The sequence below is a fragment of the Deinococcota bacterium genome (genome assembly GCA_030858465.1).
Taxonomy (GTDB): Bacteria; Deinococcota; Deinococci; order Deinococcales; family Trueperaceae; genus JALZLY01.
Genome location: JALZLY010000024.1, coordinates 1 through 16,589, shown reverse-complemented (window position 1 = coordinate 16,589; position 16,589 = coordinate 1). Strand labels below are relative to the sequence as shown.

The following is a 16,589-nucleotide window of genomic DNA, read 5'->3' as shown; positions in this document are numbered from 1 at the left end:
CCAGCCGCGCGCTCGTCAGCGACCACCCAGCCTACCGTCAGGCCGCGGCGGCCTGCTCGAGCGAGGAGTTGCTGGCCCTGCGCGAGTGGCTGCGGCCCGTACCGACAAGCCTGGTCAGCCAGGACGACGTCTTCACCGCCTGCGTGTGGACGCGCGACGGCCGTTCTCTACCGGTGCCCGCCTCGTTGCAAGGCGCGGTGAGCGCTGGTGGCGCGCTCACCGCGCTCCCCCGTTTCGACGGCGCCGACAGCGAGCTCATCCTCGACTTCGGCCGCGAGACTTCGGGCTACCTCGACTTCGAGCTCGAGGCGGCCGCAGGAACCGTCATCGACCTCTACGGCTTCGAGTACCTGGAGGGCGACTGGCGGCAGGACACGCATGGGCTCGACAACACGCTGCGCTACGTCTGCCGCGAGGGCAGGCAGCGTTACACCTCGGCGGTGAGGCGCGGGCTGCGCTACCTGATGGTGGTGGTGCGGGAGGCGCGGCGGCCGGTGCAAGTTTCGTACATCAGGATGCTCGAGAGCAGCTACCCGGTGGCGGAGGTCGGGCAGTTCGCCTGCTCGGACGCGCTTCTAAACGACATCTGGGCGATGAGCCGACTGACGCTTCTGCTCTGCATGGAGGACACCTACGTGGACTGTCCCGCCTATGAGCAGACCTTCTGGGTGGGCGACGCCCGCAACGCGGCGCTCGTCAACGCTTACGTCTTCGGCGCGGACGCCCTGACCGAACGCTGCTTGCGGCTCGTCCCGCCCTCGAAGGTCCACAGTCCCCTCTACGCCGACCAGGTGCCGAGCGGCTGGAACAGCGTGATTCCCAACTGGACCTTCTTCTGGGTGACGGCCTGCCTCGAGCACTACGGGCGGACCGGCGATAGGGCCTTTGCCACCGAGATGTGGCCGCACGTGCGCTTTACCCTCGAGCACTACCTCGACAAGCTGGACGCGCGCGGCCTGCTCTACAGCTACGGCTGGAACTTTCTCGACTGGGCGCCCATCGACCAGCCGCAAGACGGGGTGGTCGCGCACCAGACGATGTTTCTGGTCAAGGCGCTCCATGCGGCGGCTGCCCTGGCCGGGGCTGCCGGCGATGAACAGGGAGGGAGCGCTTTGGCTCGAGCCGCTGCGCGGCTCAAGGACGCCGTCAATACGCACCTCTGGTCCAATCAGCATCAAGCCTACCTCGACTGCATTCACGGGAGCGGCGCGCTCTCGACCGTCTTCAGCATGCAGACACAGGTAGTTGCGTATCTCTGTGACGTTGCGGAAGGGGAGCGGAAGGCTAGGCTCGAGCGTTACCTTGTGAATCCGCCGGGCGACTTCGTGCCCATCGGCAGCCCCTTCATGTCGTTCTTCTACTACGAGGCCCTGACCAAGCTCGGGCGCGTCGGCCTGATGATAGACGACATCCGCGCCAACTACGGCCGGATGCTCGAGCACGGCGCCACCACCTGCTGGGAGATGTATCCGGGCGAGGCGAACCGCGCCAACCCCAAGCTCCTCACCCGGAGTCACTGTCACGCCTGGTCGGCGGCGCCGGGCTACTTCCTCGGCGCCTACGTTCTGGGTGTTCGCCCTACCGCACCGGGCTGGCGGGAGGTCCTCGTCGCGCCGCAGCCTTGCGGACTCTCCTGGGCGCGGGGGAGCGTGCCGCTGCCAGGCAAGGGGACGGTCGAAGTGGTCTGGAAATTTGATGCCAAAGGTACGATGCAGCTTACGGTGCGGGCGCCGCAGGGGCTCGAGCTGGACGTTCGCTTGCCCGATGAAGTCAAGGGTGAGGTCAGCGTGACTCGCCTTGGCGACGGTAGCGGGTGATGCGCCGACGGCTGGTTCACCGGATGGAGTCGAGCGGCGACAAGCTGCTGAACCGCTGGACCCGCACTCAGCTCGAGCATGGATTTTCCAATACGCCCTCTGGAGGAGACGACGATGAACGACCCCTTGAACGGCCCCTTTAACGGACTAGGCATGCACCTGGGCAACCTCTCGCGGCTTTCGGGAGCGCGGACGCGCTCGATCAGCCCGGAGAACTTCAGCGGTGCCAAGGGAGAAGGAGGCAAGGCCAAGGAGGGAACGGGCGCGGTTCCCGCAAGGGAACTGGGCCAAGGCTGGAAGGTGTCACCCAGCATCGCTATTCCCGCCAACAGCACGGTGACGCTGGCCGAGATCGAGGGCCCCGGTGCCGTCCAGCACATCTGGATGACGGTTCACCCCTCGGCGTGGCGCAAGTTGGTCCTCCGCTGCTACTGGGACCACGAAGGGGAGCCATCTATCGAAGTGCCCATGGGCGACTTCTTCTGCAACGGCTGGGGGGAGCGCTGCAACGTGAACTCGCTGCCCGTGGCCGTCAACCCCGCGGGCGGCTTCAACAGCTACTGGGAAATGCCGTTTCGCAAGAATGCACGCGTCACCGTAGAAAACCTCAGCCCCGACGAGGTGAGCGGCTACTACTATCAGATCGACTACACCCTGACCGAGGTCCCGGAGTCGTGCGCTTACCTTCACGCCCAGTGGCGGCGCAGCAATCCCCTACCTTACAAGGAGGTGCATACCCTTTTAGACGGCGTGAGAGGCCAGGGGCACTTTGTCGGCACCTATCTCGCCTGGGGCGTCAACAACAACGGTTGGTGGGGCGAAGGTGAGATCAAGGTCTATCTGGACGGTGACAGGGACTGGCCGACCATCTGCGGCACGGGCACGGAGGATTACTTTGGCGGCGCCTGGAATTTCGAGCACCCCCAGGGCGAGTACGGCGTCTACTCCACCCCCTTTCTGGGCTTGCCTCAGGTGCTTAGGCCCAACGGCCTGTATAAGAGCCAGCAGCGTTTCGGCATGTACCGCTGGCACGTCATGGATCCCATTCGCTTTCAGGGGGACCTGCGCGTCACCATCCAGGCTCTGGGCTGGCGCAGCGCCAAGGAGGGCAAGGGGCGCTTTTTGCCGCTCCAAGATGACATCGCCTCGACGGCCTTCTGGTACCAGGCCGAGCCTCACGCGCCCTTTCCGGCGCTGCCCGGACCTGACGAGCTCGAGGTGGTCTGAGGCTTCAGAGGCTTTGGCAGTTGGTGAGCAGCACGGCAACGGGGGCTTCGCAGGGCCTGCCGGCACGCGCTCAGGTGTGCGTGCTGCCGCGAGCAACCGCTACGTCTTTACGATTTATCGACTGCCATTTGCTTTGTTGGGAGTAACCATGACACACGCGATCGGGGTGCTTGCTAAGAATTATTCCCGCTTCTACTGCATCCCAAAATAGCTCGACGACATGCATACACGTCAGGAACAACCTGTAGATTGGTGAAGTTAAGCAAAAGGCGAAAAGAGTTCACAAAAAGGGTGAGGGAGTTGACGTGTCAAACGTTAGAAAAACAGGCGCAATACCCGGATTTCAATCCGGATATTGCGCCCGGACAGGGCGTTCAGGCGCTAACGTAGCGGTAGTCAACGCATACGTAGTCTGAGAAGCCCGGAATTCATTTGAGTGCGACCATTTCCTGTGGGAGCCATGTTCATGCTGCCAGTTGCAGTACTTGCAACTCGACCGTAACCGGCGCAGACGAGGCTGTCCCGTAGAGCCGGGCATGCTGCTGATTGCGATGGAACTGCCAGTAAGCATCCCAATCACCGCTGAGCCGCACCCCACGCAGATCGAGGGCTTTCGCCGTATCGGGGGAGTTCATGGTGACCTCGAACAGCCGGATTCCCGCCTCCATCAGCACCTCGGAGACCTCCAAACACGCTTGTGGCTGCATGCCACGATAAATGACGACGATGCGGTGGTTTTTGATAGCATCAACAGCAGTATCCACCTGTTCTCCAATCTGCTCGTGTTGCCGATTCAATCTCGTTAGCTCCCAAGAGGCGACCATGACTCACTCTGCCTCAAGTTGCGCGGTGTCGTTGAAGCGCACAAGCGTCCAACGAGCCGGCGGCCAGGCTGTCGTGTCCCAGGCTGTCTCTTCGGCTGTGGTCCATATGTGCGTAGGCGCGTCCATTGCAGTATGTGTTACCTTACCACTCCACAGCGTCGGCCCCACTGGCCCATTTTATTCCGGCGACACCGCGCGACCGCAGCCGCTCGATGAGTTGGCCCGTGTGATGCTGGACGTGTCGGATGTTGTTCAGGTGAAGTTCAAGCTGGGAGAACGGGTACCACTCGAACTCGGACCCGTCCTCCAGCGGGAGCGTGGCCACCGCCTCCGGGAGCCCCGCCAGAAGCAAGTCGAGGAAAGCCAGCAACTCGTCGGACGAGTGAACGCCCTCAACGACGACCGCCGCGCCAGGGTCTTCCCATGAACCGCCCAAGCTCTCGGCACCCTCGATCGCGCCCTCCCACGGACTGCGAGACGAGAGCGTGAGTGATTGTGTTCGCGTTCATAATTGGGGAGCTAGACATTAGTGTCATCCTCCTGGAATATAACGACCAAGCTCACCCGCCGCCGGAAGCGAGAAACGAGCGAAGCTGGAGGCGGTCGGGTGCAGCGCCTTGTTCGGCGGCGGTTAACTGGCCTTAGCTCTGATCATCTGGTTCGGGCGGCGGCAACTGTCTCCGCAGCAGTTCGTTTTGGAATTGCAGAATTAGCTTCTCTCGTTCGTGCCGCTCAGTCTCTTTGAGATGCTCAATCTCAGTTCTCAGTTGCCGAATTTCATCCCGCACGCGCTCAAGCTCAAAGAACAACTGATGGATGGCCGAGACAACACGCCTTGATTCTTCCTCCAGCCCCTTGATGTCCTCAGAGTTCTGGCGTGTTTCCTCTCCGAACGTCCATACCAGTTTGGCTAAGTCGAGAAGTTTCTGCCACATAGATAAAATCTCTCAAGCAATCTTCAGTTCAGTCAACACCGCATGAGTTTCGGCTCGCAACCTCGCAATCTCTCGACGATTGGCTACAATGTCCTCCCTCATCTTCTCCATATCTGCGATGTAGCGGTCAATCTCAGCTTCATATTCTGCTTTTGATTTCGGCTTTGCGTTCATGGTCGCTGTTTTGTTCATCATAGTGACCTCCACCATATATTTTATCAGGGTTACGGCCACACTGCGCGCACGCCGCCCAACGGCGCACACTGGCAATATACCGCTCCGAGGCTGCGCTTGCGAAACAATGTTCCACATGTGTGCGTCCGTTGCAGCGACGTGTTGGGCTGCTGGGGAAGATAGCACCCGACCTGACCCGACCTGTAAGCCACGACGTAGGCTAAGTCGTTGATACCGCCACCTCTTCTTTCGCCTCTTGACGACTCACCTCGTAGGCTGCCAAAAGGATGATAACCATGCCGACGATTTGCACCGCCGTTGGCCTTATGCCGTAGAACGTCACCTCCGTCGCCACCGCCACCACTGGCTCGCCAAACTTGAGGATGGCTAAGCGTCGCACAGGTACACCACGCACCCTCTGATAAAAGAGGATGTAAAGAAAAGCAGTGTGAACCGCGCTCAGAGCAATCACGAAGCGCCAGTTTGTGCTACCGTCAAACGCTGCACCGAGTTGGGTAAAGGGCAACAGCAAAACGGCTCCCAACTTGGGTAAAGGAGACAACCACAGGTGAAGTCTCGCTAATCTTCTTGCCGAAAAAGGTGAGCGCAGCGTACAGCAGTGCAGCTAGCAGCCCCGAGCTAACGCCAAGCGAAAACGTGCTGTTTTCGAGGGCGACACCTTTCACCTTCAGGGGGCACGAGTGCGGCTCGAGCTGCCCGCCCAAGGAAGCTGTCCGTAAGTTCTGTTCTCTTCTCTCTTCGGCTAAGCTCAGCGGCGCGCCCTGGCAGGATACCTACCAAGCGACTGGACTCGCACTGAAGTTCGATGTACATGTTGGCGCGCCCGTTGCAGCGAGTGTTAGGCGACTTAACTGGTGAGCCTGTCATACGCATCGTGACTCCCTATCCACACCCAGATGAAGTCAGCGTCGTCTTTAATAGCCAAAGCTAGGTAGCTCAAACCAACCCGCGCAGACCAGTATTGACCGACCTTCTTGAAGTACAGGGATGGGTGATTTGGGTTTGCCTTGAGCAACTCAAAGTTTTTTCTGGCTAGGCGCTGGAGGGGCTCAGGTAAAGCATAAAGGCGTTCCCAAAACCGAGGTGTTGTTCGGTGCGCTCACAGGTCCTGTAGCTTCCCTTGAGATTTTGCTGTCTTCGCCTCCTCGAGCAGGCTATCGAGCTTTCCAGCTGCTGCATCGGCCTCGAGTTGCTCATCCCATCGCTGCCAGTCCATTTCCGCGAACCACTCCCTTAGGCGAGTGAAGTCTTTTTCGGAAAGAGCTTCAATTTCGGCTTGAATGCGTTCAACCTGTGCCATTTGCGTCACCTCTTCGCTGCCATGCTAGTGCTTTTAATTATAGAAGAGATAAGGCGCACTTGGTTGCCTGACGTCTGAATTAAGCCGAACCGCGAAGCGGGTTCGGCTTGGATGAATTGTTAGGCGTTACCGAACTCACGATATACAAGGTCCTACATCTTCTGGCCCGCCTCGACGAGCCGCGCTAGTAGTCAGTCAACCTTCTTTCGATGGGTCATTGCGTTCACGAAGTATCCCGATTCGCGCAGCACTCCGCAGGAAGGGTGGAGCGAAGCGGGTTTCGCGAAGCACTCCGCAGGATTCGCGCAGCTTCCCGAAGGGTTCGCGAAGCACTCCGCAGGAACGAAGTCGTGCGAAGCAACGTGGCAATCTCACGCCTCGCTCTTCATCAGAGATTGCTTCGCTTCGCTCGCAATGTTCGCGCAGCACCCCGCAGGGACAACCCATCATTTTTGCCTTGACGGACCACTAGTAGCGTTTAGCTGTTGGTCAGTTTGGCTTTGGTCAAAGATAAGGGCTAAATGCTAGTACTACAACGAGACTTTGACAGAACCCATCTGAGAGGCTGAAGATAGGGATATGAACAGAATCATCGAGCCAGTACCCTTGATAGGGATAAGGATAAGCGTAGCTGATGTGGCGGATGCTGGGGAAACGCTGGAGGGCTACCACAGCCTTTTCACCCCCCTTTTGGCCGCCGGGAGTCCTTGGGAAAGACCAAGGGTGAGCGCTGCCATGAGTATCTACGAGGATTAATGGGCAAGGCCAAGAACAAGTCGGTCGAGACCATCGAAGCTCACCCTGCCTCAGGCGGTGCTCTTGCTTAAGGCGAGCTTTCCGAAGCCCAAGTTCGACTTGGAAAAAGCCGTGCGGATCGTCAACTACTATCAGGAGCGTCATGAGGCGGCGCGTCAGTCACACCGCAAAAAGCGTCTGGCGCAACTTGGAGAGTGGTTGGAGTGAAGTCTCGTTGTAGTACTAGAGCGCGCCGACCTCTTGCAGGAGCTCGACGGTGCCCTCGAGGTCGTCCAAATCGCTCAGGTCGAGTTCGGGCGTCTCTAGCTCGGCGAGCGGCGGCAGAAGCGGGTTGACGGCGATACCCTCCACCAGCGGGTACTCGTAGACCTCGTCGGCGAAGTGCGCTTGCGACTCGGCGCTCAGCAGGTAGTCGACGAACTGCACGGCCAGCTCGCGCTGGTCGCTGCTGGTCAGCACGCCCGCGCCGGCGACATTGATGAGCCCGCCCAGGTCGGCGTCCTCCAAAAAGTGGTTGCGGGCGGGGAAGCCTTCGCCCTGCTCGGCGATGAACTGGAAGAGGTAGTAGTGGTTGACCAGGCCCAGGTCGATCTCGCCGCGGGCGGTGGCCTCGACGATGGCGCGGTTGTTGGGGTAGTCCTGGACGCCGTTGGCGAGCATGGCGGTAAGCCACTCACGAGCGTACTCCTCGCCCTCCAGGACGCGCATGGCGGTGACGAAGGCCTGGAAGGAGCCGTTCGACGGCGCCCAGCCGACGCGGCCCTGCCACTGGGGCTCGGTCAGCTCGAAGACGCTACTGGGCAGCTCGCTCTCGTCTACACTCTCTGTATTGTAGGAGAGCACGCGGGCGCGGCCGGTGACGCCCACCCAGAGTCCTGCGGGGCTGCGAAAGCGCGGCTGGACCCTGTTCAAGACCTCGTCGGGCAGCTCGCTCAGGACGCCCGCGCGGGCGAGCGCGCCCAAGGCTCCGGCGTCCTGGGCGATGTAGACGTCGGCGGGGGAGTTTTGACCCTCCTCGAGGATGGTGGCGGCCAGGGCGGCGGTGTTGCCGTAGCGGGCGTCGACGCTGACGCCGGTCTCGGCCTGGAAGCGCTCGATGACGGGCGCCATGAAGGCCTCGTTGCGGCCGGAGTAGACGGTCAGGGTCTGGGCGAAGCCGAGCGCGCCAAAGGCGAGGGCCAAGGTGATGCCGAGAGCGGGGGTGAGTCGTGCGAACATGTCGTCTCCCTGGGTGCTGGATGGTGTTTTTTAATCCCGAGTTAAACCATCGGGATTACATCCGAGAACATGCTATCGGGAGAAGAGGGTTCTGTCAATACCCGAGTCGAGCACTCGGAATTAGAGGAGGCGGCGAAGGTCAGCGTTGCAGCCCCGCCGGGGTGAGGGCGAGCTCGAGCCGTCCCAAGGCGAAGTCGGTGAGGAGCGCCAGGAGCGCGACCGGCACGGCGCCCTGGATGACCAGCGCCAGGTTGCTCACCGCCAGCCCGGCGATGATCGGCACGCCGAGGCCGCCCGCGCCGATCAGCGGTGCCACCGTGGCGGTGCCGATGGTGTAGATAACACTGATGCGCACGCCCGCCAAGATGACCCGCACGGCGAGCGGCAGCTCGACGGTGAGGAGCAGCCGCAAGGGCCCCATGCCCATGCCGCGCGCCGCCTCCTTGAGCGCGAGCGGCACGGCCTCTAGGCCCGCCACGGTGTTGCGCACGACCGGCAACAGGCCGTAGGCCACCAGCGCGATCAGGGTGGGCCGCAGGCCGAAGCCGAAGTAGGGCAGGGCCAGGGCCAGGACCGCCACCGGCGGGAAGGTCTGGCCGATCGAGAGCAGGTTCGAGGCCAGCGGCAGGAAGGCTCGCCCGCTCGGCCGGGTCAGCCACACCCCCAGCGGCAGCCCGAAGAGCAGGGTGACGAGGGTCGCCAGGCCGACGATGCGCAGGTGCTCGAGGCCGAGCTCGAGCAGCGTGGCGCGGCCGAAGACGACGGTGCGCTGGTCGGGAAAGAGCCCGCGCAGGGCGGCCTCCCACCAGCCCTGCTGCGCGAAGAGCCCAAAGAGCAGCGCGAGGAGCCCGAGGGCCAGGGCGAGGCCGGCCAAGGCGCCGAGCCGCGGTGATCTGTGCGCCGCAGTCAGCACCGCAGTACGCCGAGACCCTCAGCCAGGACCCTCACAGCAGCGCCCCTAGGCTGCCCTCGGGCTTCTCGTCGGTCTCGTCGGCGGTGAGGGCCACGAGGGTGGTCAGCTTCAAGACGCCGATGAGCCGGTCCGCCTCGTCCACCACCGGCATCTCGCCGACGCCCTGGGCCAGCAGGCGCGAGAGCGCCTCACGGGCGTTGACCGAAGCCGTCAGGGCCCCGCTGGAGGCGTCCACCGGGGTGTAGGCCGCCGTCACCTCGGGCTCGGCCTCGAGGGCGCTGCGGTTGAGCCAGCCCCGGTAGCGGCCGGTGTCGTCCACGACGTAGACGCTCTTGCGGCTCTCCAGCCGGCGCCGCGCCTCGCTTGCGGAACTCGACAGGGGCAGGGCCTCGGGCGCCGGGCTCATGTGCTCAACGATGGGGATGCGGCTCAGGCGTTTCAGAGCGCGGTCGGCGCCGACGAACTGGCGCACGAAATGGTTGGCGGGTCTGGTCAGGAGCTCCTCGGGGGTGTCGTACTGCTCGACGGCGCCCCCCCTCATCACGCAGATGCGGTCGGCCATGCGGATCGCCTCGTCGATGTCGTGGGTGACCATCACGATGGTCTTCTTGAGCTTGTCTTGCAGGCGCAAGAACTCGTCTTGGAGCCGCTCGCGGGTGAGCGGGTCCACCGCGCCGAAGGGCTCGTCCATCAACAGGACCGGCGGGTCGACCGCCAGGGCCCGCGCTACCCCCACGCGCTGCGCCTGGCCGCCCGAGAGCTCGCGCGGGTAGGCGCGGCGGTAGCGGCCGGGATCCAGGCCGATGAGGGTGAGCAGTTCGTCCGCCCGTTCGGCGCTCCGCCTCTTGGGCCAGCCGAGCAGGTCGGGGACCACCTGGATGTTTTGCTGCACGGTCATGTGCGGAAAGAGGCCGACGCTCTGGATCACGTAGCCGATGCCGCGCCTGAGTCGCTGCGGATTCGTCGCCTCGGTGTCCTGGCCGTTCACCCTGATGGTGCCCGAAGTCGGCTCGATGAGGCGGTTAATCATCTTCAAGGTGGTGGTCTTGCCGCAGCCCGAGGGGCCGATCAGGACCACCAGCTCGCCCATGCGGACGCTTAAGCTGACACCCCGCACCGCTACCACCTCGCCGTAGCGCTTGCTGACGTTGTCGAGCGCGATCATGCCTTTACTCCGGGTCTCTCGCGCATACTCGTCACGGCCTCATCCCTCGCGGCGTCAACAGGAGCCCCAGCCCCTTCAGCAGCGCGTCCGCCACCAGCGCCAAGAGGATGATCGGCAAGGCACCCAGCAAGATGAGGTCGGGCACCACCTGATCGATGCCGCGCAGGACGAAAAAGCCCAGCCCGCCCGCGCCGATCAGGGCCGCCACGGTGGTGATGCCGATGGTCAAGACCGCCGAGCCGCGCAGCCCCTCCAAGATGAGCGGCAGGGCCAGGGGCAGCTCGAGGCGGCGCAGGATTTGGCCACTGCTCATGCCCATGCCCCGCCCCGCCTCGAGCACCGCCTGGGACACCTCGCGGACGCCGGTATAGGTGTTGCGCACGATGGGCAGGAGCGCGTAGAGCGTCAAGGCGATAAGCGCCGGTGCCGCGCCGATGCCGCGCACCCCGAACTGGGCGAGCGGCTCTCGCCACAGTGCCATGGGGTTGAGCGCGCGCGGATCGAGGTTCAAGAGGCCGAGCAGCAGGGCGTGAGCATAGACCGCCGCCAGAACGGCCAGGACGGCGCCGGGCGCGAGCGCCAGGAGAGCGGTCAGGGTCAGTCCGCCGCCGCGCCAGGGCGCCGGCAGCCGACGGCTCGAGAGTGCCATCGCCGCGGCCAGCCCCAGGCCCAAGAGCGCGAAGAGCACCGCCTGCGCCAGGCTAACGTTGCGCCCGAGTTCGGCCAGGGGCGCCAGCAGCAGGCCGAACAGTGCCAGCGAGGGCACGGTCTGCAACAGGCCGGCGGCCGGCAGGACCACCCCGGCCACGCGCGCCTGCCGGGCCGCCCAGATGGCGGCGGGCACGCCGATGAGCGCTGCTACCAGGACGCTCGTCAGGGACAGCGCCAGGTGCCGCCGCAACTCGGCTGGAAAGGTGCGTCCCTGGCCAGCGAGTTCGCGGGCGATGCCGAGTTCCGAAAAGGCGCCGAGCGCGAACGCGCCAAGGAGCACGAGCAGGCTGGGCAAGGCGAGCCGGAGCAGGGCGCTGCGCTGCTCCGGCGCTTCGCCGGCCGCGCCGAAGAGGGCGATGTAGATCGCCAGCCCGGTCAGCCAGATGCCGCCGCCCAGGGAAACGCGGGCGCTGCTCGCCGCGTCCAGCAGGAGTACGTCCGTCCCCTCGCGGATGAACAGGACGGCTACCAGCAGCGCCAGCGTCGCCAAGGCGCCCTGAAGCCAGGGGCGGGGAAGCCAGGGGCGGGCGCGCAGGGGAACGAAGCTGAGGAGGCCGCAAAGAAGCCACAGCGCGGCCAGCGCCAGGGTCCAAGCCGGCGACAGGGCGTAGGGGCTCAGGCTCTCGCCCGCCACGACGCGGTTGGCCTTGAAGAGCAGCCAGCCGGGGCTGAAGGCGGGCAGGCCGAGGAGCGCCGTCAAGCCGACGAAAGCGCCAAGCAGCGTCACCCAGTTGACCGGGCTGGCCAGCGAGGTTGCGCCGCTGCCTGTAGCGCGAGAGAGGATCACGGTCAAGGATACCGCGCCAGCCCGCAGCGGCCAAGGCCGGCGTTGGCAAGCTGGAGTTCACAAGAGCGGAGGGCGCCGCGCGGCGCCCTCCGGAGTCGTTGCAGGCGCGACAAGCTCAGTTCAGGAAGCCTTCGGCCTCGAGGTAATCCCGCGCCACGTCGGTGGGGTTTTCGCCCTCGACCTGGACTTGGGCGTTGAGGCGCGACAGGGTGGCCTCGTCGAGACCGGCGAAGACCGGGTCGAGCAGCTCGGCGAGCTCGGGGTACTGCTCAAACACTTCCGTGCGAACGATAGGCGCGGGCTGGTAGATGGCCACGGCGCCCTCGGGGTCGGTCAGGGCCACCAAGCCGAGCGCGGCGACGGCGCCGTCGGTGCCGTAGGCCATGCCCGCGTTGGCGCCGTCGGTGCCCTGGGCGGCGGCGGTGAGCGTCTGGGTGGTGTCGCCGCCCGCCAGGATGACGAGCTGGTCGGGCTCGACCATAAAGCCGTAGGTCTCCTCAAAGGCCGGCAGGGCGTCCTCGCGGTCCACGAACTCCTGGCTGGCGACCAGCCTGAACTCGCCGCCCTCGTTCAGGTAGCGCGCCAGGTCGGCGAACGTCGCCAGCCCTTCCTCATCGGCGAGCGCCTCGGGCACGGCGATCGCCCAGGTGTTGTTGGCGGGCGAGCGGCCGAGCCAGGTCACGCCGTTGTCGGCGTCGAGCTCGCGCACGAGCTCGTAGCTCGCCTCGGCGTCGCGCGATACGCCCTCCGGAACGGCGTCCTCGAAGAAGGTGAGCGCGGAGCCGGTGTACTCGGGGTAGAGGTCGATCTCGCCGGCCAGGAGCGCCTCGCGCACCACCGAGGTGGTCCCGAAGCTGGTGCGGTCGTTGACCTCAAAGCCGTCTTGCTCGAGCACCAGCCGGATGATCTGGCCGAGGATGGAGCCCTCGACGTCGATCTTGGAGCCGATGGTGACGGGGCCTTTTTGGGCCATCGCACTGCCGGCCAGCAGGACGAGGGCAAGGATAACTATGCGGATTGGGAGCATCTCAACCTCCTAAGGTCTGCAAAAACTTCGGACACATCTAAACATCGGACACATCTAAACATACGTCTGATAAACACACGTCTGAACGCAAAGGTCCACCGTGAGTAGAGCACGCTCCAGGCGCCAACTCTGTCAGCTACTGTACTAAGCAAGCAGCATAGCGGGCGTTATAAAATTCTCGCTCAGCGCCGCCCTATCCTCGAGGCGGCCTTGACATGATATTTGACATGATATTTGGCATATAATTGGGCTCGAGCTGTACGCCTCGGGCAAGTTCAGAAAAGAGAAAAGGACGTGAAACCATGAAGAAGATCCTGTTCCTCCTCATCGGCCTGGCCGGGTTCGCCGTTGCGCAAGACGTCGTGCGTTGGGACATGCACGTGGCCTGGCCGGAGGCGAACTACCACACCCAGGGCGCGCAGCGCTTTGCCGAGCGGGTGAGCGAGCGCTCCGGCGGGCGGCTTGAGATCACGGTCCACTCCGGGGGCGCCCTGGGCTACAGCGGCCCCGAGATCCTGCGCGTGGTCCAGCGGGGGGCCTTGCCCATCGCCGAGGTGTTCATGCCCAACGTCCTCGGCGACGAGCCCATCTTCGGCCTCTCCGAGATGCCCATCGCCAACGAGTACGACCCGGCCTTTGAGCTTTACCAGCTCGGCAAGCCCTACTACGAGCAGGCCCTCGCGCGCAACAACCAGCGGCTTCTCTACGTCGCGCCCTGGGCGCCGCAGGGGCTCTACACCCAAAACCGCATCGAGACCGTGCAGGACCTGAGCAGCCTGCGGACGCGCACCGCCGGCCCGAACGTGACCCGCTTCGTGGAAGAGGTGGGCGCCCGCGCCCTCACCATTCCCTTCGGCGAGCTGTTCTCGTCGCTGGCCACCGGCCTCATCGACTCGGTGGTCACCTCGCCGGAGACCGGTGTGGACGCCTCGCTCTGGGAGGTGACGGACTACTTTATCGAGGGCTTCGTGCCGGTCTTGCTGACCGATATGGTGACCGTCAACCTGGACGCCTTGGGCGCGCTGCCCGAGGAGGTGAGAGAGGTGGTGCTCGAGGTGGCCGCCGAGTTGGAAGGGGAGATGTGGGAGCTTGCGCAGGAGCGTCAGGCGGTCGCCAGGGAGACGATCCAAGAGAGAGGGCTCACCCTGATCGCCGAGGCGGAGATTCCAGCGGACATCCAGGCCGCCAGGGAGGCCGCGGCCGACGCCGTCTTGGACGCCTGGCTGGCCGAAGTGGGTGAGGACGGTCAAACCATCGTCGAGGCTTTTCGCTCCAGAGACTAGTGAGGGCGCTCGAGGCGGCCCTCAGTGCGGCAGAGGGACTGGCCTCCTTGGGCCGGTGGCTGGCGGGAGGCATCCTGCTCGCCGCCACCGGCCTCATCACCGCCGAGATCGTCTTGCGTGCCCTCTTCAACCGCAGCACCTTCGCGGTCGAGGAGTTCTCGGGCTACGCCATGGCGGCCATGATCTTTCTGGGCGCGGCGCACACGCTGGCGCGGGGAGGGCACATCCGCATCCGCCTCTTCAGCGACCGCTTGGGGCCGGGAGGGAGGTTATGGCTCGAGCGGCTGGCGCTGGCCGTGGGCGTCGCCTTCGCCAGCCTGCTGCTATACGCCTTTTTCAACCTCTTCTGGGATTCCTGGAGCTACGGCACCAGGAGCCTCTACCCCTCGAGGACGCCCAGATACCTTCCCCACGGGCTGGTCTTGGTCGGCATCGCCCTGTTGTGGCTCGAATTCGTCGTCCTCTTGGCGCGTTCTTGGCTCCATGCTCCGTCGCCCGAAGAGGCCTCGCAGGAGGGTTTCTAAGCGAATGATGGCACAACTGCCCATCATCGGCGGGCTGTTTTTGCTTCTGCTGCTGCTCTTGGGCCTCAGCATCCCGATCGCGGCGGCGATCTTTTTAGTGGCGCTCGTCGGCATTCACTTCTTCACCGCGGTGCCCGCCCTTCAGATCGCCTCCAATATCGTCTGGAACAGCACCAACTCGTATACGCTGGTGGCCTTGCCGCTGTTTATCTTCATGGGCGAGCTGCTCCTTAGGACCCGCGTCGCCAAGAGGATGTTCGACGGCTTGGCGCCGTGGCTGGGCGCCCTTCCGGGCGGCCTGCTGCACGTCAACGTGGTGGCCTGCGCCCTCTTCGCGGCGGTGTCGGGCTCGTCGGTGGCGACGACCGCGACCATCGGCAAGATAACCATTCCCGAACTCCTGGCCCGGGGCTACGGCGAGAGGCTGGTGGTGGGTTCACTCGCCGGTGCGGGCACCCTGGGTTTTCTGATCCCGCCCTCGATCGTGCTCATCATCTACGGGATTCTGGCCCAGGTTTCCATCGGGCAGCTCTTTATCGCGGGCATCTTGCCGGGGCTGCTGCTCGCCGCGGGCTTTATGCTCTATCTGGCGGCGGTCGGCTACGCGCGGCCGGACCTCGCGCCCCGTCAGGAGGAGCGCTACAGCTGGGGACAGCGGTTGCGGGGCCTCCTCGACTTGGCGCCCGTCACCGTGCTCATCGTGGCGGTGCTGGGCACCATCTACCTGGGTCTGGCGACGCCGACCGAATCGGCCGCCATCGGCGTGGTGGGGGCGGCCCTGCTGGGCCTTGTCTACCGCACCCTCAGCCTGCAGGGCTTTTTGGAGGCCGTCTCCGGCACCGTGCGCACCACCAGCATGATCGGCCTCATCATCGCCGCCGCGGCGCTGTTGTCGACGGCGATGGGCTATATCGGCATTCCCCGGGCGCTGACGCAGTGGATCGGCAGCTTGGCGCTCTCGCCCTACTTGTTGATCGCCGCGCTGGCCCTGCTCTACATCCTCCTGGGGCTCTTTTTGGACGGCATCTCGATGATCGTGGTGACCTTGCCCATCACCCTGCCGCTCATCACCGCCGCGGGCTTCGAGCCGCTGTGGTTCGGCATCTTCTTGGTCCTGATGGTCGAGACCGCGCAGATCACCCCGCCGGTGGGGCTCAACCTGTTCGTGATCCAGGGCATCAGCGGCAGGTCGATCACCTTCGTGGCGAGGGCGGCGGCGCCCTTTTTCTTTATCCTCTTGGGCGTCACCGCGCTGGTCACGGCCTTTCCGGAGATCGTCGCCTACCTGCCGGGCCTGATGCGCCGCTAAGGAGCAATATGACTATACCGAACACGATTCCGAACACGACACCGAACACGGTACAGGACACGGTACAGGACACGACCAGGCACGTCGATATCAACGCGGACAGCGGCGAGTCCTTTGGCCGGTGGCGCCTCGGCCGCGACGAGGAGCTCTTTCCCAAGCTGACCTCGGCCAACCTGGCCTGCGGCTTTCATGCCGGCGACCCACTCACCATGCAGCGCACCGTCAGGCTGGCCAAGGAGCACGGCGTCAAGGTCGGCGCGCACCCGGGCTTTCCCGACCTGGCCGGCTTCGGACGGCGCGACATGGCGGTCGCCCCGGAAGCGCTCCATGCCGACGTTATCTATCAGATCGGCGCGCTCAGGGCCTTTTTGGACCTTGCCGGGCTCGAGCTGCACCACGTCAAGGCCCACGGCGCGCTCTACCTCAAGATGACGCGCGACCGCGAGACGGCGCTGGCGGTGGCGGAGGCCGTGCGCGCCTACGACCCAGGGCTGCCGCTGGTCATCTTGGGCGGGCCGGGCGGCGGGGTGATGGCGGCGGCGGCGCGGGAGGCGGGGCTCAGGGCGGTGCAGGAGGCCTTCCCCGACCGCGCCTACCT

The 16,589-nt window shown here is 64.5% G+C and carries 19 protein-coding genes and 1 pseudogene; 8 read left to right on the top strand and 12 right to left on the bottom strand.

The features are described 5' to 3' along the window. Both M3498_01525 and M3498_01520 read left to right on the top strand, forming a co-directional pair. A partial coding sequence (locus M3498_01525) for a family 78 glycoside hydrolase catalytic domain (GenBank protein MDQ3457976.1) occupies window positions 1-1,817 on the top strand: 1,817 nt, incomplete at its 5' end. A gap of 114 nt (window positions 1,818-1,931) precedes the next feature. Further along, window positions 1,932-3,044 carry a DUF2961 domain-containing protein gene (locus M3498_01520; protein MDQ3457975.1) on the top strand — a complete coding sequence of 371 codons (1,113 nt, stop codon included), beginning with the start codon at window positions 1,932-1,934 and terminating at the stop codon, window positions 3,042-3,044. Window positions 3,045-3,508: 464 nt separating this feature from the next. On the opposite strand, the gene M3498_01515 is transcribed toward M3498_01520, so the two are convergent. From M3498_01515 to M3498_01485, 7 genes and pseudogenes are all read right to left on the bottom strand, one after another. Continuing rightward, window positions 3,509-3,808, bottom strand: coding sequence for a hypothetical protein (locus M3498_01515; GenBank protein ID MDQ3457974.1), 300 nt, complete (start codon window positions 3,806-3,808; stop codon window positions 3,509-3,511). Window positions 3,809-4,010: 202 nt separating this feature from the next. Beyond that, window positions 4,011-4,304, bottom strand: coding sequence for a hypothetical protein (locus tag M3498_01510; protein ID MDQ3457973.1), 294 nt, complete (start codon window positions 4,302-4,304; stop codon window positions 4,011-4,013). Window positions 4,305-4,509: 205 nt separating this feature from the next. Continuing rightward, window positions 4,510-4,803 (bottom strand): hypothetical protein, encoded by a 294-nt coding sequence (locus M3498_01505; GenBank protein MDQ3457972.1) that lies wholly within the window; start codon window positions 4,801-4,803, stop codon window positions 4,510-4,512. A 12-nt stretch (window positions 4,804-4,815) separates the two neighbouring features. Continuing rightward, window positions 4,816-4,998, bottom strand: coding sequence for a hypothetical protein (locus M3498_01500; GenBank protein ID MDQ3457971.1), 183 nt, complete (start codon window positions 4,996-4,998; stop codon window positions 4,816-4,818). A 199-nt stretch (window positions 4,999-5,197) separates the two neighbouring features. Beyond that, window positions 5,198-5,509, bottom strand: coding sequence for a DMT family transporter (locus tag M3498_01495; GenBank protein MDQ3457970.1), 312 nt, complete (start codon window positions 5,507-5,509; stop codon window positions 5,198-5,200). A gap of 336 nt (window positions 5,510-5,845) precedes the next feature. Beyond that, window positions 5,846-6,094: pseudogene (locus M3498_01490) on the bottom strand (hypothetical protein). A gap of 3 nt (window positions 6,095-6,097) precedes the next feature. After that, window positions 6,098-6,298, bottom strand: coding sequence for a hypothetical protein (locus tag M3498_01485; protein ID MDQ3457969.1), 201 nt, complete (start codon window positions 6,296-6,298; stop codon window positions 6,098-6,100). Between the two features lie 579 nt (window positions 6,299-6,877). Here M3498_01485 and M3498_01480 point away from each other — a divergent pair. Together M3498_01480 and M3498_01475 are read left to right on the top strand one after the other, a co-directional pair. Further along, window positions 6,878-7,054 carry a hypothetical protein gene (locus M3498_01480; protein MDQ3457968.1) on the top strand — a complete coding sequence of 59 codons (177 nt, stop codon included), beginning with the start codon at window positions 6,878-6,880 and terminating at the stop codon, window positions 7,052-7,054. Window positions 7,055-7,117: 63 nt separating this feature from the next. Further along, complete coding sequence (locus M3498_01475; protein MDQ3457967.1) at window positions 7,118-7,261, top strand: hypothetical protein; 144 nt, start codon at window positions 7,118-7,120, stop codon at window positions 7,259-7,261. A 15-nt stretch (window positions 7,262-7,276) separates the two neighbouring features. On the opposite strand, the gene M3498_01470 is transcribed toward M3498_01475, so the two are convergent. The 5 genes from M3498_01470 to M3498_01450 all read right to left on the bottom strand — a co-directional run bounded on the left by M3498_01470 (window position 7,277) and on the right by M3498_01450 (window position 12,875). Beyond that, complete coding sequence (locus M3498_01470; GenBank protein ID MDQ3457966.1) at window positions 7,277-8,272, bottom strand: iron ABC transporter substrate-binding protein; 996 nt, start codon at window positions 8,270-8,272, stop codon at window positions 7,277-7,279. Window positions 8,273-8,411: 139 nt separating this feature from the next. After that, window positions 8,412-9,146 (bottom strand): ABC transporter permease, encoded by a 735-nt coding sequence (locus M3498_01465; GenBank protein ID MDQ3457965.1) that lies wholly within the window; start codon window positions 9,144-9,146, stop codon window positions 8,412-8,414. Window positions 9,147-9,216: 70 nt separating this feature from the next. Next, on the bottom strand, window positions 9,217-10,350 hold the full coding sequence (locus M3498_01460) for a betaine/proline/choline family ABC transporter ATP-binding protein (GenBank protein ID MDQ3457964.1): 1,134 nt from the start codon (window positions 10,348-10,350) through the stop codon (window positions 9,217-9,219). Window positions 10,351-10,381: 31 nt separating this feature from the next. Then, window positions 10,382-11,848, bottom strand: a complete 1,467-nt coding sequence (locus M3498_01455; GenBank protein MDQ3457963.1) for an ABC transporter permease — start codon at window positions 11,846-11,848, stop codon at window positions 10,382-10,384. Window positions 11,849-11,963: 115 nt separating this feature from the next. Further along, window positions 11,964-12,875 (bottom strand): ABC transporter substrate-binding protein, encoded by a 912-nt coding sequence (locus M3498_01450; GenBank protein MDQ3457962.1) that lies wholly within the window; start codon window positions 12,873-12,875, stop codon window positions 11,964-11,966. 302 nt (window positions 12,876-13,177) lie between these two features. On the opposite strand from M3498_01450, the gene M3498_01445 reads away from it, so the two are divergent. The 4 genes from M3498_01445 to M3498_01430 all read left to right on the top strand — a co-directional run. Then, a complete protein-coding gene (locus M3498_01445; GenBank protein MDQ3457961.1) occupies window positions 13,178-14,158 on the top strand; it encodes a TRAP transporter substrate-binding protein in 981 nt (326 codons plus the stop codon). Beyond that, on the top strand, window positions 14,158-14,682 hold the full coding sequence (locus M3498_01440; protein MDQ3457960.1) for a TRAP transporter small permease: 525 nt from the start codon (window positions 14,158-14,160) through the stop codon (window positions 14,680-14,682). Before M3498_01445 ends, M3498_01440 begins: the two co-directional genes overlap by 1 nt. 7 nt (window positions 14,683-14,689) lie before the next feature. Further along, a complete protein-coding gene (locus M3498_01435; GenBank protein ID MDQ3457959.1) occupies window positions 14,690-15,991 on the top strand; it encodes a TRAP transporter large permease subunit in 1,302 nt (433 codons plus the stop codon). A gap of 8 nt (window positions 15,992-15,999) precedes the next feature. Then, window positions 16,000-16,589: LamB/YcsF family protein (locus tag M3498_01430; GenBank protein ID MDQ3457958.1), on the top strand; the 590-nt coding region annotated here is incomplete at its 3' end.

Coding starts and splice junctions, on each gene's coding strand:
- M3498_01520 (MDQ3457975.1), top strand. CDS start 1,932: ATGAACGACCCCTTGAACGGCCCCTTTAACGGACTAGGCATGCACCTG.
- M3498_01505 (MDQ3457972.1), bottom strand. CDS start 4,803: ATGTGGCAGAAACTTCTCGACTTAGCCAAACTGGTATGGACGTTCGGA.
- M3498_01500 (MDQ3457971.1), bottom strand. CDS start 4,998: ATGATGAACAAAACAGCGACCATGAACGCAAAGCCGAAATCAAAAGCA.
- M3498_01485 (MDQ3457969.1), bottom strand. CDS start 6,298: ATGGCACAGGTTGAACGCATTCAAGCCGAAATTGAAGCTCTTTCCGAA.
- M3498_01480 (MDQ3457968.1), top strand. CDS start 6,878: ATGAACAGAATCATCGAGCCAGTACCCTTGATAGGGATAAGGATAAGC.
- M3498_01470 (MDQ3457966.1), bottom strand. CDS start 8,272: ATGTTCGCACGACTCACCCCCGCTCTCGGCATCACCTTGGCCCTCGCC.
- M3498_01460 (MDQ3457964.1), bottom strand. CDS start 10,350: ATGATCGCGCTCGACAACGTCAGCAAGCGCTACGGCGAGGTGGTAGCG.
- M3498_01450 (MDQ3457962.1), bottom strand. CDS start 12,875: ATGCTCCCAATCCGCATAGTTATCCTTGCCCTCGTCCTGCTGGCCGGC.
- M3498_01445 (MDQ3457961.1), top strand. CDS start 13,178: ATGAAGAAGATCCTGTTCCTCCTCATCGGCCTGGCCGGGTTCGCCGTT.
- M3498_01435 (MDQ3457959.1), top strand. CDS start 14,690: ATGGCACAACTGCCCATCATCGGCGGGCTGTTTTTGCTTCTGCTGCTG.